Source organism: Amycolatopsis sp. NPDC004079, from assembly GCF_040610415.1.
In the GTDB taxonomy this organism is placed as follows: Bacteria; Actinomycetota; Actinomycetes; order Mycobacteriales; family Pseudonocardiaceae; genus Amycolatopsis; species Amycolatopsis halotolerans.
This window is the reverse complement of the sequence record NZ_JBEXMH010000006.1, coordinates 77,792-95,722: the sequence shown is the minus strand read 5'-3', so window position 1 is coordinate 95,722 and position 17,931 is coordinate 77,792. Positions and strand designations below refer to the sequence as shown.

General features: G+C 68.9%; 18 protein-coding genes. 12 read left to right on the top strand and 6 right to left on the bottom strand.

Annotated elements, in window-relative coordinates; genetic code table 11:
• Window positions 1-40: 40 nt before the first annotated feature.
• The 3 genes from ABZX37_RS08600 to ABZX37_RS08590 are packed head-to-tail and all read left to right on the top strand — an operon-like array spanning window position 41 to window position 3,577.
• The gene (locus tag ABZX37_RS08600) at window positions 41-1,069 is read left to right on the top strand and encodes a sugar ABC transporter substrate-binding protein (protein ID WP_354737753.1); all 1,029 of its coding nucleotides are present in this window, start codon (window positions 41-43) and stop codon (window positions 1,067-1,069) included.
• Window positions 1,066-2,568: a sugar ABC transporter ATP-binding protein gene (locus ABZX37_RS08595; RefSeq protein ID WP_354737380.1), complete on the top strand. Its 1,503-nt coding sequence runs from the start codon at window positions 1,066-1,068 to the stop codon at window positions 2,566-2,568. Before ABZX37_RS08600 ends, ABZX37_RS08595 begins: the two co-directional genes overlap by 4 nt.
• The gene (locus tag ABZX37_RS08590) at window positions 2,561-3,577 is read left to right on the top strand and encodes an ABC transporter permease (protein ID WP_344285916.1); all 1,017 of its coding nucleotides are present in this window, start codon (window positions 2,561-2,563) and stop codon (window positions 3,575-3,577) included. The genes ABZX37_RS08595 and ABZX37_RS08590 overlap by 8 nt, the downstream gene beginning before the upstream one ends.
• 694 nt (window positions 3,578-4,271) lie before the next feature.
• On the opposite strand, the gene ABZX37_RS08585 is transcribed toward ABZX37_RS08590, so the two are convergent.
• Together ABZX37_RS08585 and ABZX37_RS08580 are read right to left on the bottom strand one after the other, a co-directional pair.
• Window positions 4,272-4,643, bottom strand: coding sequence for a hypothetical protein (locus tag ABZX37_RS08585; protein WP_354737377.1), 372 nt, complete (start codon window positions 4,641-4,643; stop codon window positions 4,272-4,274).
• The gene (locus ABZX37_RS08580) at window positions 4,618-5,334 is read right to left on the bottom strand and encodes a FadR/GntR family transcriptional regulator (RefSeq protein WP_344285917.1); all 717 of its coding nucleotides are present in this window, start codon (window positions 5,332-5,334) and stop codon (window positions 4,618-4,620) included. The genes ABZX37_RS08585 and ABZX37_RS08580 overlap by 26 nt, the downstream gene beginning before the upstream one ends.
• Window positions 5,335-5,408: 74 nt before the next feature.
• Here ABZX37_RS08580 and ABZX37_RS08575 point away from each other — a divergent pair, with 74 nt between their 5' ends.
• Genes ABZX37_RS08575 through ABZX37_RS08565 form a run of 3 tightly spaced genes read left to right on the top strand, consistent with a single transcriptional unit; the run spans window position 5,409 to window position 7,539 of the window.
• Window positions 5,409-5,741 carry an L-rhamnose mutarotase gene (locus ABZX37_RS08575; RefSeq protein ID WP_354737375.1) on the top strand — a complete coding sequence of 111 codons (333 nt, stop codon included), beginning with the start codon at window positions 5,409-5,411 and terminating at the stop codon, window positions 5,739-5,741.
• The gene (locus tag ABZX37_RS08570) at window positions 5,738-6,712 is read left to right on the top strand and encodes an aldo/keto reductase (protein ID WP_354737373.1); all 975 of its coding nucleotides are present in this window, start codon (window positions 5,738-5,740) and stop codon (window positions 6,710-6,712) included. Before ABZX37_RS08575 ends, ABZX37_RS08570 begins: the two co-directional genes overlap by 4 nt.
• Window positions 6,709-7,539 (top strand): amidohydrolase family protein, encoded by an 831-nt coding sequence (locus tag ABZX37_RS08565; protein ID WP_354737371.1) that lies wholly within the window; start codon window positions 6,709-6,711, stop codon window positions 7,537-7,539. Before ABZX37_RS08570 ends, ABZX37_RS08565 begins: the two co-directional genes overlap by 4 nt.
• Window positions 7,540-7,640: 101 nt before the next feature.
• Here ABZX37_RS08565 and shbA read toward each other — a convergent pair whose 3' ends face one another.
• Window positions 7,641-8,297, bottom strand: a complete 657-nt coding sequence (gene shbA, locus ABZX37_RS08560; protein ID WP_354737369.1) for an RNA polymerase sigma factor ShbA — start codon at window positions 8,295-8,297, stop codon at window positions 7,641-7,643.
• Window positions 8,298-8,622: 325 nt separating this feature from the next.
• Complete coding sequence (locus ABZX37_RS08555; protein WP_354737751.1) at window positions 8,623-9,039, bottom strand: GtrA family protein; 417 nt, start codon at window positions 9,037-9,039, stop codon at window positions 8,623-8,625.
• Between the two features lie 1,806 nt (window positions 9,040-10,845).
• Between ABZX37_RS08555 and ABZX37_RS08550 the strand changes: the two genes are divergently transcribed.
• A complete protein-coding gene (locus ABZX37_RS08550) occupies window positions 10,846-11,151 on the top strand; it encodes an iron-sulfur cluster biosynthesis protein (protein ID WP_354737367.1) in 306 nt (101 codons plus the stop codon).
• Window positions 11,152-11,369: 218 nt separating this feature from the next.
• On the opposite strand, the gene ABZX37_RS08545 is transcribed toward ABZX37_RS08550, so the two are convergent.
• Together ABZX37_RS08545 and ABZX37_RS08540 are read right to left on the bottom strand one after the other, a co-directional pair.
• Window positions 11,370-12,497: a glycerate kinase gene (locus ABZX37_RS08545; RefSeq protein WP_354737365.1), complete on the bottom strand. Its 1,128-nt coding sequence runs from the start codon at window positions 12,495-12,497 to the stop codon at window positions 11,370-11,372.
• The gene (locus ABZX37_RS08540; RefSeq protein ID WP_354737363.1) at window positions 12,494-13,441 is read right to left on the bottom strand and encodes a D-glycerate dehydrogenase; all 948 of its coding nucleotides are present in this window, start codon (window positions 13,439-13,441) and stop codon (window positions 12,494-12,496) included. Before ABZX37_RS08540 ends, ABZX37_RS08545 begins: the two co-directional genes overlap by 4 nt.
• Before the next feature lie 433 nt (window positions 13,442-13,874).
• On the opposite strand from ABZX37_RS08540, the gene ABZX37_RS08535 reads away from it, so the two are divergent.
• Genes ABZX37_RS08535 through pcaG form a run of 5 tightly spaced genes read left to right on the top strand, consistent with a single transcriptional unit; the run spans window position 13,875 to window position 17,912 of the window.
• The gene (locus ABZX37_RS08535) at window positions 13,875-14,684 is read left to right on the top strand and encodes a CoA transferase subunit A (RefSeq protein ID WP_354737361.1); all 810 of its coding nucleotides are present in this window, start codon (window positions 13,875-13,877) and stop codon (window positions 14,682-14,684) included.
• A complete protein-coding gene (locus tag ABZX37_RS08530) occupies window positions 14,681-15,436 on the top strand; it encodes a CoA-transferase subunit beta (protein ID WP_354737359.1) in 756 nt (251 codons plus the stop codon). The genes ABZX37_RS08535 and ABZX37_RS08530 overlap by 4 nt, the downstream gene beginning before the upstream one ends.
• The gene (locus tag ABZX37_RS08525; RefSeq protein WP_354737357.1) at window positions 15,433-16,614 is read left to right on the top strand and encodes a thiolase family protein; all 1,182 of its coding nucleotides are present in this window, start codon (window positions 15,433-15,435) and stop codon (window positions 16,612-16,614) included. Before ABZX37_RS08530 ends, ABZX37_RS08525 begins: the two co-directional genes overlap by 4 nt.
• 15 nt (window positions 16,615-16,629) lie before the next feature.
• A complete protein-coding gene (pcaH, locus tag ABZX37_RS08520; protein ID WP_354737355.1) occupies window positions 16,630-17,364 on the top strand; it encodes a protocatechuate 3,4-dioxygenase subunit beta in 735 nt (244 codons plus the stop codon).
• Window positions 17,361-17,912: a protocatechuate 3,4-dioxygenase subunit alpha gene (gene pcaG, locus ABZX37_RS08515; protein WP_354737353.1), complete on the top strand. Its 552-nt coding sequence runs from the start codon at window positions 17,361-17,363 to the stop codon at window positions 17,910-17,912. The genes pcaH and pcaG overlap by 4 nt, the downstream gene beginning before the upstream one ends.
• Window positions 17,913-17,931: the final 19 nt, after the last annotated feature.

Genomic DNA, 17,931 nt, shown 5'->3' with positions numbered 1-17,931 from the left:
AACAAGGCCTGTCATCAAGGAGGATGCGGTGCGTACGAAGGTGATCCAGTTGGCCGCCGCGGTGGCCGCCTGCGGTTTGGTGCTCAGTGCCTGCGGGTCCACTAAGGACAAACCGGCGGCCGCGGCGAGCGGCGGCGGCACCGGCAAGGTCGGGGCGACGCTGCCCCTGCTGACCTCGCCGTTCTGGCAGGCCTACAACAAGTACGTGCCGCAGATGGCGAAAGAGCAAGGGCTCGACGCGCTGCCGACGGTGAACGCCGACAGCGACCCGGCGAAGCTCATCACGGACATCGGCACGCTGCTGAACCAGGGCGTGAAGGGGCTCGTCGTCACGCCGCTCGACTCGGCCGCGGTCGTCGCCGGGTTGAAGCAGGCGGAGAACAAGGGCGTCCCGGTGGTCGCGGTGGACGTCGCGCCGGAGAGCGGCAAGGTCGCGATGGTGGTCCGCGCGGACAATAAGGCGTACGGAACCAAGGCGTGCGAAGAAATCGGCAAGCGCGTGAAGAGCGGCAAGGTCGTGCAGGTGATGGGCGACCTCGCGTCGGTCAACGGCCGCGACCGGTCGGCGGCGTTCCGCGAGTGCATGAAGCAGAAGTACCCGGACGTCAAGGTGCTCGAGGTCGCTGCCGAATGGAAGGCGGACAAGGCATCGTCCGGTTTGGACAGTCTGCTGACCGCGAACCCGGACATCAAGGGCGTCTACATGCAGGCGGGCGGCGTTTACCTCGCGCCGACCGAGCAGGCGCTCAAGCGCAAGAACCTGTTCTTCCCGGTCGGCGACCCGAAGCACGTGGTGCTGGTGAGCAACGACGGCATCCCGCAGGAGCTCACCGCGATCCGCAACGGCGAACTCGACGCGACCGTTTCGCAGCCTGCCGACGCCTACGCCAAGTACGGCATGTACTGGCTCAAGAAGGCGATGGCGGGTGAGACGTTCAAGCCGGGCCCGACCGACCACGACTCCACGATCGTCGAAATCAGCCCCGGCATCCTGGAAGACCAGCTGCCCGCTCCGGTCGTGACCAAGGACAACGTGGACGACAAAGCGTTGTGGGGTAACAACCTGTGAGCGCGCCGGTAGTGCAGGCGGACGGCGTCGGGAAGCGGTACGGGCCAACCGTGGCGCTGCACGATGTCAGCCTCACCGTGCGGCCCGGCGAATCTCACGCACTCGTCGGCCGCAACGGGGCGGGCAAGTCCACGCTGGTGTCCATCCTCACTGGACTGTCCGAAACGGACACTGGCAGTGTTTCCTTCGGTGGCGTCCGGGCTCCTTCGCTGTCCAAACAGGACGACTGGAAGGCGCGCGTGGCGTGTGTGTACCAGCACGCGATGGTGGTGCCGCAGCTGACGGTCGCGGAGAATCTTTTCCTGAACCGGCAGGCGCAGGGCGGGTTCTCGATCGGCTGGAAGAAACTGCGTCGTCAGGCGCGGGAGCTGCTGGACTCGTGGGACGTCCGGGTCGATGTGGACACTCCGGCGGGCGATCTGTCCGTTGAGGACCGTCAGTTCGTCGAAATCGCTCGTGCGTTGAGTTATGGCGCCCGGTTCATCGTGCTGGACGAACCGACCGCGCAACTGGACAGCCAGGCCATCGAACGGCTTTTCGACCGCATGCGGCAGATGCAGGAGAACGGCGTCACGTTCCTGTTCATCTCGCACCACCTGCACGAGGTTTACGAGGTGTGCCAAGCGGTTACCGTCCTGCGCGACGCCCGGCACGTGCTCACCGCGCCCGTCTCAGAGGTCAGCCGTGCGGCGTTGGTCGACGCGATGACGGGGGAGCAGGGCGGCCTCGCCGTGCGCGACGCCGCCACCCGCGACCCGCTGGCGGTGGACGCCGAAGAGGTGCTCACTGTCGACGACCTTTCCGGCGACGGTTTCCACGACGTTTCGCTGAAGGTCCACCGCGGCGAGGTCGTCGGCCTCGCTGGCAGCAACGCGAGCGGCAAACACCAGGTAGCGGAAACGGTATACGGCCTGCGCGCTCCCACCTCCGGAACCGTTGCTGTAGATGGAAAGCGCCTGCCGTCGGGTGACATTCCCGCCGCTCTGCGGGCAGGCATCGGCTGTGTCCCAAGGGATCGGCACCACGAAGGTCTCGTTCTGGAACATTCCATTATGGACAACGCAACGCTGTCCGTGCTCGACCGGATGGGCCGCGGCGGCCTGGCGTCCCCGAAGATCCGGCGGGAACGCGGATCGCGCGCTCTGACCGCTTACGACATCGTGGCCGCCAGCCCGGACCAGCCCGTTTCTGATCTGTCCGGCGGAAATCAGCAAAAGGTAGTGCTCGCCAGGGCTTTGGAGAGCGACCCGCGCGTGGTGGTGCTGATCAATCCCACCGCGGGAGTGGATGTGAAGTCGAAGGAGGCTCTGCTCGCGGTCGTGGACCGGGTGCGGGCCGAGGGGAAGGCGGTGCTGCTCGTGAGCGACGAGCTGGACGATCTGCGCCTGGCCGACCGGGTGCTGGTGCTGCGCGCGGGTGCGGTGGCCGCCGTCCACCAGGCCGGCTGGTCCGACGGGGACCTGGTGGCGGATATCGAAGGAGTCGGGCTCCATGACTGACCTGATGAGCGACCCGCAGACGGCGCTGCCCGCGGTGCGGGCGAAGCGCCGGAAGTCGGCGTGGCTGCGCGAACTGGCGCTGCTGCCCGCGCTCGTGGTGGTGTTCGTGATCGGCGGGCTGATCAGCGACACGTTCTTCACCTTCGACAACATCATCAGCATCCTCTCCGCGGCGGCCGCGCTGTCGCTGGTCGTGCTCGGTGAGTCGCTGGTGCTGCTGACCGGCAAGTTCGACCTGTCGCTGGAATCCACGATGGGCATCGCCCCCGCGATCGGCGCGATGCTGGTCATCCCGGCGGCGTCGTCCGGCTTCGGCACCGAATGGCCGTCGGTGCTCGGCCTGGTGGCGATCCCCGTGGTGGGTGCGTTGATCGGTTTCGTGAACGGCTTCCTGATCGTGAAGCTGAAGCTGAACGCGTTCATCGTGACGCTGGCGATGCTGACGGTCCTGCGTGGTACTCAGATCGGCACCACGAACGGCAAGACGCTGTTCGACCAGCTGGACGCGTTCACCGCGCTGGCGACGACGACGTTCGCCGGACTGCCCATGTCGGTGTGGCTCGCGGCAGTGCTGTTCGTGGTCTTCGGGCTGGGCCTGCGCTACCACCGAGTCGGCCGCTCGCTGTACGCAATCGGCGGCAACCGCGAAGCCGCACGGGCCGCGGGCATCCGGGTGGACCGCATCTCGTGGGCGGTGTTCGTGGTGGCCGGGGTGCTGGCTGCCATCGGCGGCCTCGCGTACACGGGTTACGTCGGCGCGCTGGGCGCTGACCAGGGTGATGGCCTGATCCTGCAGGTCTTCGCCGCGGCCGTGATCGGCGGCGTTTCGCTGGACGGCGGCCGGGGGACTTTGGTCGGGGCGCTGACTGGGGTGCTGTTGCTGCAGTCGGTGGACAGCCTGCTGCGCATCGCCCAGGTTCCGGCCGAATGGCTGAAGGCGATTTACGGCGGGATCATTTTGATCGCGTTGATCATCAGTCGTTATGCCGGCGGAAAGCCCCAGACCTGACCAGCGGAGGTTCGGTGATCATCCGACCTTCTCGGCGCATCGGCCCGGTGGGCGGTCTGGTGGGTGGTGCGGTAGCTGACCCGGTGGGCGGTCTGGTGGGCGGTGCGGCAACTGACCCGGCTGGCGGTCTGCAGGATCGCAACCCGGCGGGTGGTCCGGCGGGTGGCCTGGGGAGTGCCCCAGTGGGTGGTTCATTGGCTGGCACCGTGGGCGGCTCGACGGTTGGTGTGGTGGTTCGCTCAGCGGGGAGGCCGGTGAAGGGCCCCTTCGCGGACTCTGAGTCTCTCGGCTTTTTCCTGACCGCCCGCGCGGCCAGTCCAGCTTCCGCGGCACCCGCCCTCTCCGCCGTGTCTTGGGCGATGAAGGGTCCCTTCATCGCCCAAGAGCCGGAGCCGATAGAGGGTCCTTTCACCGCACAAGAGCCGGAGTCGATGAAGGGACCCTTCATCCCGCCGCTTGGAGAACGAGTCCCCGCCGCTTCAGCCGGGCTTGCACGATGGGTCCCGCCACCCCGGTCGGGTTGGCGCCTGGCGGCCGCTGTCTGGCCAGAGGCGCGAAGGTCCCCCTCGCTCCTGCCGTGCGTGCGTGATGGGTCCATCCGCGTCGCCCGTCATGGGGTGAGGGGTCCCGTCACTCCCGCAGTGCAGGCGCGAAAGTCCCCTTCACTCCAACCGAACGCGAGTGACGGGTCCCCTCACTCCGATCGGCAAGGAACGAAGGGGCCCGTCACTGCAACAAACCGCGCAGAGACCGCTGACATCGCCGTCCAGTCAGAAGTCACCGCAGTCCGTGTCCGGTCCGGAACTGCCGCTGTTCCTGCCCGGTCCAGACCGCCCGCCACTTCCGGCCGGTCAGGGAACGCTGCACTCCGTGTTCGGTCCGGAACCGTCGCCGTTCCTGTCCAGTCGGGAACTGCTGCCGTCTCTGGTCGGTTAGAAGTCAGTGCAGTCCGTGTCTGGTCCGGAGCCGCTGCCGTTCCTGTCCAGTCGGGAACTGCTGCCGTCTCTGGTCGGTCAGGGAACGCTGCATTCCCCGTCCGGTCAGGAAGCGGCGGGCTCGGCGTCATCGCCAGCCGCGGCGTCCTCGACCAGGGTGCTGCGGAGCCATTGCTCCACTCCGGCCACGTGCACCGTCGCCCACGAGCGGGCCAGTTCCGGTTCTCGCGCGGCGATCGCGTCGTAGATCGCGGCGTGTTGTTCCCGGGTTCGGGCTACCGCGCCTTCCTGGGTGAGGCCGCGCCAGATCCGGGCGCGTGCCGTCGGGCCGGAAAGGCTTTCGAGCAGCGAGCACAGCACCGGATTGCCCGAGCCGTCCGCGATTTTGCGGTGGAACTGCAAATCGTTGGCCACCAGCGCCTCGACGGTCGGCGAGTCCTCCAGTTCGCCGAGCAGCGCACCGAGTTCGGCGACATCCTCGTCACGCATGTGCAGCGCCGCCATCGCGGTGGCCGCGGGCTCCAGAATCCGCCGCACGGCAAGGAAATCGAGCACGGTGTCGTCGCGGTGAAAATCGACGACGAAGGTCATCGCGTCGAGCAGCAGGTTCGGCTCCAGGCTGGTGACGTACGTGCCGTCGCCCTGGCGCACGTCCAGGACCCGGATCAGGCACAGCGCCTTCACCGCTTCCCGCAGCGAACTGCGGGACAGCCCCAGCCGCTGCGCGAGCTCGGCCTCCTTGGGGAGCCGGTCGCCCGGGGCCAGCTCGCCCGAAATGATCATGTCCTTGATCTTGTCGATCGCGACATCGGTGACGGGCATCGGGACCGCCCTCCCTGCAGAGACCTCGGATGTTTACCCCCTACAGCGTGCCACGACTCCCGTCAGGAGGAACGATGACCCACGGCCCGGCGCCGCAAACGGTCGCCTTGCGCACCCGGCTCAAGCCCGGAATGGAGAAAATCTACGAGGAGGTGCACGCGGTGATCCCGGGAGATCTGGACGCCGCACTGCGCCGCGCCGGGGTGCGCTCGTGGCGGATCTGGCGCGACGGGCTCGACCTGTTCCATTTCGTCGAGGTGGACGATTTCGAGCAGATGCGCGCGAAACTCGCCGACGACCCGGCTGACATCGCGTGGCAGAAGCGGATCAACGCACTCCTCGACCTCGACCATTCCGATGTCGCGCACGGCCTCGGGCTGGTGTGGCAACTACCGGCGGAGGCGTGACCGTGGACCTTCCCCCGCTGGGACTCGGCGGCGCGCAGCTGGGCAACCTCTACCACGCGGTGCCGGACGAAATCGCCGCGGCGAGCGTGCGGCGGGCATGGGACGAGGGGATCCGCTACTTCGACACTGCGCCGCACTACGGGCTCGGACTGTCCGAGCGTCGGCTCGGGGCCGCGCTGGCGGCGTATCCGCGCGCCGAATACGTCCTGTCCACGAAAGTCGGACGGGTGCTGGAACCGCGCGCGGTGGCACCCGGGGAACGCGACGACCAGGGCTTCGACGTCCCCGGGACTTACCGCCGCCGCTGGGATTTCAGCCGCGACGGGGTGCTGCGTTCGCTGGGGTCGAGCTTGGACCGGCTGGGTCTCGACCGTATCGATCTCGTGTACGTGCACGATCCGGACGATCATTTCGAGGAAGCGGTTTCCGGCGCGTTCCCGGCATTGCTGGAGTTGCGCGAGCAGGGCGTCGTGGGCGCGATCGGAGCCGGGATGAACCAGGCGCCGATGCTGGCGGAATTCGTGCGCCGGTTCGATCTCGACCATGTCCTGATGGCCGGTCGCTACACCTTGCTGAACCAGCCGGCGTTGGACGAGTTGTTGCCGCTGTGCGTCGAACGCGGCGTCGGAGTCGTGGCGGGCGGGGTGTTCAACGGGGGAATTCTCGCCACTGAACAACCCGGCACTATTTACGATTACACGGCCGCCCCTGCGGATCTCGTGGAGAAAGCGCAGAAAATAGCGGAAATCTGCGCGCGGCATGGTGTTTCGCTGCCCGAGGCGGCGCTCGCGTTGCCGCGCACGCACCCCGCGGTGGTGTCGGTGGTCGTCGGCGCGCACGACGCCGAGCAGGTGTCGCTGAACGTTCGCCGGGCAGCGGCGAATATCCCGGCCGTACTGTGGGACGACCTCGCCGACGCCGGCCTGCTGCGGTCGGCCGCCCGCCCTGTCGTGTCCGGAGGAACCCAGTGATCGATTCGCACCACCACCTGTGGGATCCGGCGCGCCGCGAGTACCCGTGGATGTCCGGCGACGCGCTGGCCCCGATCCGCAAGCCGTACACAGTCGACGATCTGCGCACGGTGACCACCGCGGCGGGAGTCCACGCCACGGTGCTGGTGCAGACCGTCTCGGACGAGGCGGAAACCGAGGAGTTCCTGACCACGGCCGCGTCCGAGCCACTGGTGGCAGGCGTGGTCGGCTGGGTCGACCTCGCCGCCCCGGACGTGTCCGACCGGCTCGCCCGGCTGCGCGAACTCGGGCCGCTGGTCGGCATCCGGCACCAGGTCGAGGACGAACCGGACCCGGAGTGGCTGCTGCGTCCGGAAATCCTGCACGGCCTGAGCGCGGTCGGCACCGCAGGCCTGGTCTACGACCTGCTGGTGACACCGGCGCAGCTCGACGCCGCCCGGCAGGTCGCCGAACGCTTGCCGGAGCTGCGACTGGTCCTCGACCATGCCGCGAAACCTGGCATCGCGGCCGGCGAATGGCAGCCGTGGGCAAACGGCGTCGCATCGCTGGCCGCGCACGAGAACGTGCACTGCAAGCTGTCCGGCTTGGTGACGGAAGCCGACTGGCGCGCATGGCAGGTTGGCCATTTGCGCCGCTACGCAGACCACGTTTTCGAGTCGTTCGGAGCGAACCGGGTCATGTTCGGCTCCGACTGGCCAGTGTGCGAACTGGCGGCAGCGTACGAAGTCGTACTGGACGCGGCGGTGTCGCTGACCGGAGTGCTGAGCGACCCAGAACGGCTGGACGTCTTCGAACACACGGCGGCACGCGTTTATGAATTGAGCTGAGAGATGCGGCGGGCTAAATCCAGAGTGCCGTGCGGAACAGAGCCTGTCGACCTATTCCGCGGTCCGCGGCGGCGTTCCAGCCGTTCGAGTGACGGAACGGCTCAGAAGTCCTGGCCCTGCACCATCTCGCGCAGCTTGGACAACGCACGGTGCTGCGTGACGCGGACGTTGCCGGCCGATATGCCCAGCGTTTCAGCCGTCTCGTTCGCGCTGAGGCCGACGACGATCCGCAGCGCCAGGATCTCCTGCTGCAACGGGGCGAGGCGGGTGAGCAGCTCCTGCAGGCGGCTGCCGAGGTCGAGGCGCAGCGCGTGCGATTCCGGCTCGTTGCCGCCCGCGAGCGGGTGTTCGGGCAACTCGGGCACCGGCTCGGAACGGTCGCGCGCTACGGCCCGGTAGGCGTCGGCGACCTTGTTGGCCGCGATCGCGTGCACGAGGTAGAGGAACGAGCCGCCGCGGTCCTGGTAGTCGGGAAGGGCCTTGAGCACGGCCATGCAGACGTCCTGCGCGACGTCGTCGGCGGCGAGGTAGGAGAGGTCGCGGCCGCCCATCCGGGCCCGGCAGTAGCGGGCGACAACGGGGCGGAGCACGTGCAGCAGGTCGGCGATCGCGGCTTGATCGCCCTGCCCCGCGGCGCGTACGAGAGGGTCGAGGTCTTCCTTGGTGAGACGTCCGCCGGACCGGGGCAGGGCCGCAGGGCTCACGTAGCCCGCGACGCCGGACACCGCAGTACGGGACGTCTTCGACGGTGCTGTCATGGTCGTCTCCCCGGCAACCCTGCGACCGTCGCTGTCTTGGGGTCAACACTCTGTGATGTTGCGGTCGCAGGTACTCCAATCGAACGGGGGGAGCACTGCGATCGTTGCGACGCTCCGTAACCTTAAGCGGCCGGAGGCCGACCGTCCACATTTCAACTACGAATACCCCGTTAGCAGCAGTGGTCTTGACACAAACGAGACCAGCCGACGCACAGTACGAATCCGGCCTCGCAGCATGTGCGGATGTCCGATTTGATGCGTCACGAAGAGTGATGCCCGGGTAGCACAACAGAGAGTGGTCGCACTGCGGGTAGAACGGGTTCCACTACCGTTGGTGATCTTGTGTCACGTCCGTTCGCCGCGTCCGGGCGAAAACCCACCAGCGCAGAACGGCGAACCGCACGACCCCGCCGACGAAACTGGCCGCGAGAAGCACGGCGGTTTGCTGCCCGGCGGAGGGATGCGCGACGACGGCGTCGAGGGCCGCGAGGACGGCTGATCCGTAGCCGGCGTAGAAGGCGAACGTGACGAGATCCTGGAGATGCCGCTTGCCCGCGCGGCTGCTCCGTTTGGCGAACGTGACGCGCCGGTGGAACTCGGTGTTGCCGACCGTCGTGATCGCGAGCGCGGCGAGATTCGCCCATTGCGCGCCGATTTCCGGGCGGAAGGCGAGGAAGAGGACGGCCTGCAGTCCGGTGGTGACGACACCCGCGGCCAGATACCAGGCCGCATGACTCCCGATCTCTCGGCGGCGGGCGGTGCGGTCGGCGGAGTGGTTTTGCCGATTATCGGCAACGGTCGCGGGTGCTGGATGCGGAGCTGGGATGGCGGACGGATTCGGGTGAGGCCCGTCGGGGTTGGCTCCGGCTACGAGATCCGTTGCGGATCGGGGCGGATGGATGGCTTCGGCGGCGGTGTCGTTGGCGGACTCTGGCGGATGCAGGTCGACGTCGCCAGTTGCCGTCTTGTGGTGAGTGCCGTTCGGGTTAGCCGTTGAGTGGCGACTGGTGCGCTGGGTGCTGACACCCGGGTGCGGTGGTTCGGTGTTGTCGGCTGACGCTTCGCGGCGGGCACTGTTGGGATTAGCCGTTGAATGGCGACTGGCGTGTTGGCTGCTGGGGTGCGGCGGTTCGGCGTTGTCGGTCGCCGTTTGACGTTGGGCGCTGTTGGGATTGGCCGCCGGGTGGCGACTGGTGCGCTGGGTGGTGCCGGAGCGCTGAGGTTCGGCGTTGTCAGTTGCCGCTTCACCGGGGGCGCTGGCGGGGTTAGCCGCTGGGTGGCGATTGGTGTGTTGGCTGCTGGCGTCCGGGTGCGGTGGTTCGGTGTTGTCGGTCGCTGCTTCACCGTGAGCGCTGTGCGGATTGGCCGCTGAGCGGCGACTGGTGATCTCCGGCGGCAGCGGTTCGACACCGCCCGTTGCCGGTTGGCGGCGATTCGCGTTCGCGTTGGTCACCTGGTCGTGGCTGTCGAGTTCGTCCCCGGGGCTGGGCGACAGCGAGGATCCAGGGACAGTTGCCGTTGAATGGCGATTCGTGCTCGCGTTCGCCGCTAGGTGGCGACGGGCGCTCTCGTCTCCGGACTCTGGCGCGAGCGGATCAGCGTCACCATCGGTTGTCCCGAGATCGTCGGTGCTCGGATTGGCCGTTGAGTGGCGACGGGCGTCGTCTCCGCGACGGTCGGCGTTGGAGTCCGGTGCGGTGCGGTGGTTGAGCTCGTCGGCGAGTGCGGCAGGGTAGAGCTGGTCGGCGGTCTCATCGAGGCTTGAGGACCGGCCTGAAGGCTCGTCGAGCGCGTGGTATTCCGGCATGGCGTCGATCGCGTCGTCGCCGAGCGGGTCGTTGCTGGCGGCGTCCGGGCCGGGGTTGCGCCGGGGGCGGATTCCGATTCGGCCGCGCGGCATCCACCTGGTGGTGGTCATGGTTTCGACGCTAGCTCCGCTCAGCCCGCTTACGCCCTGGCAGACCGCAGGAACCGCTGTGATTCCGACGACAGCCGTTCGGCCCGTTTCACCGGAAGCCGCCTCGGGTAGCTCACCACGAACAATCCGGACTTTCGGGAGGTGCCCGTGAGCGATTCCGGTGACGACGCTCTCCTCGAGAGTCAAGCACCCGGGGCGGACAGTTCCCATGTCGACCCGTTCCGTGCGCTCGCGCCCAGAAGTGCGGTGCGTGCTGGGACAGGCTCGGCCGAGGTCCGTGAGAGTCAGCGTGCGGGGGAGCTGCCGGAGGTTCGGCCGCCGGTGGCTGGAGGGGTCGTCGAGGGATCAGTCAACGCTGGCGAGCCGGTCAGAGCGGGCGAGGCCGGGGCTGGCTGGCCCGCGGATCCCAGACCGGGCGAGCGGGTCGACCACGGGGGCTGCACGGTCGCCGACGCGATCCGGTCGGCTATGGCCCGAAGAGCCTGATCTCAAACGTATTTGTGACAGGTTCCACCGTCGCGGCAACGCCTCTCGCGCTCACACTGCGCGACGGTCGTGCCGCCTTTAGCGTGAAAAACCACCCTGCAACCGACCGTGCGCATCCGACTGCGACGAAGGGAAGGCCGAAAGATGCTGACCGTTACCGAAGCCGCCGCCGAGGCGATCACCGCGCTGACCGCTGACCAAGGCACTGGCTCCGAAGAAAGCGGCCTGCGCTTCGCGCTGCAGAGCATGGAAGGCGACGGCGCCCAACTGGCGCTGTCGGTAGCCCCGGCCCCGGAGGACGGCGACCGCATCGTCGGAGCCGACGGCGGGGCGAAGGTCTTCCTCGAGCCGCAGGCAGCCGCGTTGCTGGACGACAAGGTCCTCGACGTTCAGCAGGACGACACCGGCGACGTCGCCTTCGCCGTCCTGCCCCAGCAGCAGTCCGCCTGACGGCTGCGCAAGCGTTCGGCCACGGGGTTCGCGCGGCGGTGTCCGTCGGCTGATCCCGTGTGCCGTTCGCCGGAACTGCTGGATGTCTCGGGGCGTCCGGGGCCGGCGAGTTGATCCATGGCCGATCCCTGGGTGGCACCGCCGTCCAAGACACGGGTTGTCCAAGACGGCTGAGTTGAGCAGAAGCGCTCCTGCGGTTGATCGCGGGAGCGCTTTGCTTACTTAGTGCGCAGCCAGTCCTGAACCAGCACGGCGGCCCGTTCGCGCAGCAGTTCCGCGGCGTGGGCGCGGGCGTGGTCCAGCGACGGCGCGTGGTCGATCAGCGCACTGCTGCCCACGACTCCCAGGCTGGCCAGCGCGTCCGCGTCCAGCTGGATCCGTCCGGCGAGCACGAGCAGCGGGATGCCTGTCCGCCCGGCGCGAGCCGCGATGCCTGCCGGGGCCTTGCCGGACAATGATTGTTCGTCCAGCGACCCCTCGCCGGTGATCACCAGATCCGCGCCGGTCAGTGCTTCGTCAACGCCGGTCAACGCGGCGATCAGGTCGAAGCCGGACTTGACCGTCGCGCCGAACGCGGCGATCGCCCCCGCCGCGACGCCTCCGCCAGCCCCGGCTCCAGGCAGGTCGGACACGTCCGGCGTGCCAGCCCGCACAAGCGCCTTCGCCCAGTGCGCCAGTGCTTCGTCGAGCGCTTGGACGTCCTCCGGGTCGGCACCCTTTTGCGGGCCGAACACGGCTGCCGCCCCGTTCGCGCCAAGCAGCGGATTCGTCACGTCTGTCGCGACTGCGACCGGCACCGCGCCCAGCCGTTCCCGCACCGGGCCCAGATCGACGCGCGCGACCTGCGCGAGCGACCCGCCGCCGAGACCGACCGGCGCACTGGACGCGTCGAGGACGGCAGCACCCAGCGCGGCCAGCATCCCGGCGCCACCGTCGGTGCTGGCGGTGCCGCCGACGGTCAGCACGAGCCGCCGCGCTCCGCGGGCGAGGGCGTCGTTCAGCAACTCGCCGACGCCCCACGTGTGCGCGGCGAGCGCGACTTCCCGGCTCGGCGTCACGAACTCGATGCCGCACGCACGCGCCGATTCGACGTAGGCCGTGCCGTCGAGCAGCACGTACCGCGCCTCGACCGGTTCGTCGAGCGGACCGCGCACCGACAGCCGCACCATCGAGCCGCCCGCGTTCTCGAGCACCTCCAGCGTTCCTTCGCCGCCGTCGGCGACCGGACACGTGGAGATCTCGGCGTCCGGCAACGCGTCGCGCACGCCGTGCGCGATCGCTTCCGTCACCTCGACCGCGGTCAGGCTTCCCTTGAACTTGTCCGGTGCGATCACGACCCGGGTCATCGGCCCACCCCCGTCAGCGGCTCGGCGCCGGCGAGCACCGAGACGACGTTGCGCGCGGCCAGCACCGCCATCGCCGTGCGCGTTTCCACCGTCGCTGATCCGAGGTGCGGCGTCAGCACCACGTCGTCGCGCTCCAGCAGCCGTGGCTCGACGTCCGGCTCCTTCTCGAACACGTCCAGCGCCGCGCCCGCGATCTCGCCGGCTTCGAGCGCGTCGGCCAGCGCCGACTCGTCGACCACCGGACCGCGCGTGGTGTTCACGAGGTACGCACTCGGTTTCATCGCCCGCAGCGCGTCCGCGCCGACGAGGTGCCGGGTCTCGGGAGTCAGCGGGCAGTGCAGCGACACGAAGTCGGAACGCCTCAGCAACTCGTCGAACGCCACGAACTCGCCGTCGAAGTCCGGCTTCGCCGACCGTCCGGAGTAGACGACCCGCATCCCGAACGCCGCCGCCCGCGTCGCCACCGCGCGGCCGATCTGCCCGAGCCCGACGATGCCGAGCGTCTTGCCCTGCAAGCCGGACCCGAGCAGGAAGCCGAGGTGGAACGACCACGGCTGCCGCGCGCGCAGCAAACGTTCGCCTTCGCCGAGTCGCCGCGAGACGGCCAGCAGCAGTCCGAACGCGAGATCCGCGGTGGCGTCGGTGAGCACGCCTGGCGTGTTGGCGACCACGACCCCGCGGTCCGCCAGTGCACTGACGTCCACGTTGTCGTAGCCCACCGCGACGTTCGCGACGACCTTCAGCTCGGGACCCGCCGCGTCCGCGACCGAGCCGTCGATCCGGTCGTGCAGCATCGACACCACCGCGGCCGAGCCGGCGACGAACTTCCGCAGTTCCTCGGGCGTGAGCGGCCGGTCCTCCGGCGAGATTTCGACTTCGCCTGCCTCGCCGAGCACCTGCACGGCCTCGTCCGGGATCCAGCGGGTGACAGCGATCTTCGGCATGCCGAGCAGCCTAATGCCGACTGTGCCGCCCGAGCGAGGTTCGCGGCGCGCTCACCGCCGGACACCCGCCTGAGCTGCGACGGAGCGTCCAACCGCGACAGAACGCCGCCGAGGCGGACAGTGCCCGAATTCCGCATTGCGGTACCACGCAACGAAATTCCGGTCTGCCGCCGACCGCGCCGCTCGGTGCCGCCGCGAAACCCGTTCGCCGACTCCCAGCGCACCGTGTTGTCTTATCGCACCACCTCATTCCTCTCGAAGCCCGCAAACCTTGCGTTGTCTTGTGCCGTCTGTCCGGACGTCCGCTTCACCCTTTGGCACTCCCGCGGGCGGCCGGATCGTGCTATGTTCATATGAAGAACTTCTGTGCGCTATGCGAACACGCTAGCACGGAAACGGCGGAAGCAGGAAGATCCAGACGGAAGGGCTCGTGATGGCAAGGGTGCTGTCGCTCGGCGAGGCGATCGCCGAGCTGGTGCACGACGGAGACACCGTCGCTCTCGAGGGCTTCACGCACCTCATCCCCGTGGCGGCTGGGCACGAGATCATCCGTCAGGGCAGGCGGAACCTCACGCTCGTGCGGATGACGCCGGACATCGTCTACGACCAGCTCATCGGCGCGGGCTGTGCGAGCAAGCTGATCTTCTCGTGGGGCGGCAACCCCGGAGTCGGCTCGTTGCACCGGTTCCGCGACGCGGTGCAGCACTCGTGGCCGGTGCCGCTGGAGATCGAGGAGCACAGCCACGCGGGCATGGCGAACCGTTATGTCGCAGGCGCTTCCGGGCTGCCGTTCGCCGTGCTGCGCGGCTACACCGGCACCGATCTGCCCGCGCAGACGGACACGATCAAGCCGATCACCTGCCCGTTCACCGGCGAGCAGCTCACCGCGGTGCCCGCGCTGAACCCGGACGTCACGATCGTGCACGCGCAGCGCGCCGACCGGGCGGGCAACGTCCAGCTGTGGGGCATCGCGGGCGTGCAGAAGGAAGCGGTGCTGGCGGCGAAGCGGTCGCTGGTCACCGTGGAAGAGGTCGTCGACGAGCTGGAGCCCCGGCCGGGCGCGCTGGTCCTCCCGTCCTGGGCGGTCACCGCGGTGGCCGAGGCGCCGCGCGGCGCGGCGCCCTCGTACGCCGCCGGGTATTACGAGCGGGACAACGCCGCGTACCAGGCGTGGGACGAGATCGGCCGGGACCGCGAGGAATTCGCCAAGTGGCTGAACGACTTGACCGGGGTGAAGGCATGAGCGAGTACACCGCTGACGAGATGATGAGCGTCGCCGCGGCGCGTGCGCTCGGCGAGGGCATGTCGTGTTTCGTCGGGATCGGATTGCCCAGCACGGCGGCCAATCTGGCCCGCCGCACGCACGCCCCGAATCTCACCCTGATCTACGAATCGGGTTGCCTGGGCGCGAAACCCAGCAGGCTGCCGCTGTCGATCGGCGACGGCGAGCTGGCCGACACCGCCGACGCGGTCGTGAGCGTGCCCGAGGTGTTCAACTACTGGCTTCAGCCGGGCCGGATCGACGTCGGGTTCCTCGGCGCGGCGCAGCTGGACAAGTTCGGCAACATCAACACCACGGTGATCGGTTCCGACTACCACGATCCGAAGGTGCGCCTGCCCGGCGCGGGCGGGGCTCCGGAGATCGCCGCGTCCTGCAAGGAAGTGTTCGTCGTGCTGCGGCAGAGCAAGCGCACCTTTGTGGACAAGGTCGACTTCGTGACGTCGTTCGGCCACGGCGCCGGGCGCGGCGACCGCGAACGGCTCGGCCTGCGCGGAGCCGGGCCGACGCTCGTGGTCACCGACCTCGGTCTGATGCGGCCCGATCCGGAAACCGCGGAGCTCACGCTCACCGAACTGCACCCCGGGATCGAGCTGGACCAGGTCGTGGAAGCGACGGGGTGGACACTGAAGGCGGCCGCGGATCTCAAGACCACCCCCGCGCCCACTGAACGCGAACTGACCCTGCTCCGTGAACTGAAGAAGGCCGGCGAATGAGCGACGCTTACGTACTCGACGCGATCCGCACTCCCTTCGGGCGCTACGGCGGCGCTCTCTCCGGGGTGCGCCCTGACGACCTGGCCGCGGGCGTCCTGCGCGCGCTGGCCGAGCGCAACGGGCTCGATCCGTCCACTGTGGACGAAGTGCTGCTCGGCGACGCCAACGGCGCGGGCGAGGACAACCGGAACGTGGCGCGGATGGCCGCGCTCCTCGCGGGCTGGCCGACGTCGGTTCCCGGTGCGACGGTGAACCGGCTGTGCGGGTCCGGCGTCGAGGCGACCATGCAGGCGAGCCGGGCGATCCAGGTCGGCGACGCCTCGCTGGTGGTCGCGGGCGGCGTCGAGTCGATGAGCCGCTCGCCGCTGGTGATGCCGAAGCCGGACAAGGCTTTCCCGGCAGGCAACCAGACGCTGTACAACACGGCGCTCGGCTGGCGGATGGTCAACCCGGCGATGCCGTCGCAGTGGACCGTTTCCCTCGGCGAGTCCACCGAACTGCTCGCCGAGCGTTACGGCATCAGCCGGGACGAGCAGGACGCGTTCGCCGCGCGCAGTCACGTGAACGCCGCACGGGCGTGGGACGAGGGCTTCTACGACGACCACGTGGTTCCGGTGGAAGGCGTCGAGCTCACCCGGGACGAGGGCATCCGGCCGGACTCCACGCCCGAGAAGCTCGCGAAGCTGAAAACCGTGTTCCGCAAGGAAAACGGGACCGTCACGGCGGGCAACGCGTCGCCGCTCAACGACGGTGCGTCGGCGTTGCTGCTCGGTGACGCGGCGGCGGCCGAGCGGCTCGGCACGACGCCGCTGGCGCGGATCGCCGGTCGCGGTGCCGCGGGAGTCGACCCGGACGTGTTCGGCATCGGTCCGGTGCGCGCGGCGGAGATCGCGCTCGAACGGGCGGGCATCGGCTGGAGCGACCTCGCCGCGGTGGAACTCAACGAGGCGTTCGCGGCACAGTCGTTGGCCTGCCTGAAAGAATGGTCGAAGCTCGACCCGGAGATCGTCAACGGCAACGGCGGGGCTATCGCGATCGGGCACCCGCTCGGTGCGTCCGGCGGCCGGATCATCGGCGCGCTGGCGCATCAGCTCCGCCGCACCGGCGGTCGCTGGGGCCTCGCGGCGATCTGCATCGGGGTCGGCCAGGGTCTCGCTGTCGTGCTCGAGAATCGCTGAGAAAGGGGAGGCATCGTGGCCACACCGACCGACCGGCGCCTGCCGCAGTACCGGCCTGATCCGGACGGCACCCACCCGCCGCTCGACTACGCGCCGTACCGTTCCACCGCGTTGCGGCATCCGACGCAGCCGCTGGTCCTGCTGCCGCAGATGCTCACCGAGGTCACCGGTCCGCTGCTCGGCCCGGGGCGGCTCGGCGAGTTGGACAACGACCTCACCCGCCAGCACGCGGGCGAGCCGCAGGGGCAGCGGATCATCGTCACCGGCAGGCTTCTCGACGGCGACGGGCGCCCGATCCGCGATTCGCTCGTGGAGATCTGGCAGGCCAACGCGGGCGGCCGCTACCGGCACACCGGCGACCGCTGGCCGTCCCCGCTCGACCCGAACTTCGACGGGCTCGGCCGCACGCTGACCGACGGCGACGGGCGCTACGAGTTCACCACCATCAAGCCCGGCGCGTACCCGTGGAAGAACCACGACAACGCGTGGCGTCCCGCGCACATCCACTTCTCGGTGTTCGGCTCGGCGTTCACCCAGCGGCTCGTCACGCAGATGTACTTCCCGGACGACCCGCTGTTCTCGCAGGACCCGATCTTCAACTCCATTCCGGACGAGAAGGCGCGGCAGCGGATGATCTCCCGGTTCGACCTCGACCGCACCGAGGAGGAATGGGCGCTGGCCTTCCAGTTCGACATCGTGGTGCGCGGACGGGAACAGTCGGTGTTCGAGGACGAGGAGGAGGACGAGTGAGGCTCGAAGGCACGCCCTCGCAGACTGTCGGGCCGTATCTGTCCATCGGGCTGCCGTGGGACGACGGGCCGTTCGTGGTCCCGGAAGGCACCGAAGGCGCGGTGTGGATCCGCGGCGGGGTGTACGACGGCGCGGGCAACCCGGTTCCCGACGCGATGATCGAGACGTGGCAGGCGGATCCGGACGGCGGGTTCGACCACCCCGACGATCCGCGCGGCAAGCCCGGCGATCCGTTCCGCGGGTTCGGCCGATGTCCCACCGATGCCGAAGGCCAGTACCGGATTCTCACGGTGCTGCCTGGAGTCGTGCCGGACGCGTCCGGGGCTCCCCAGGCGCGGCACATCGACGTGTCGGTGTTCGCTCGCGGGCTGCTCAACCGGGTCGTCACGCGCATTTACTTCGAAGACCAGGACAACGCCGGCGACGCCGTGCTGGCGAGTGTTCCCGAGGAACGCCGGGACACGTTGCTGGCCAAGAAAGACGGCGCCGACTATCGGTTCGACGTGCGTTTGCAAGGCGAAGGCGAGACGGTGTTCTTCGCGGTCTGACCGGCCGTGTCCATTGTGG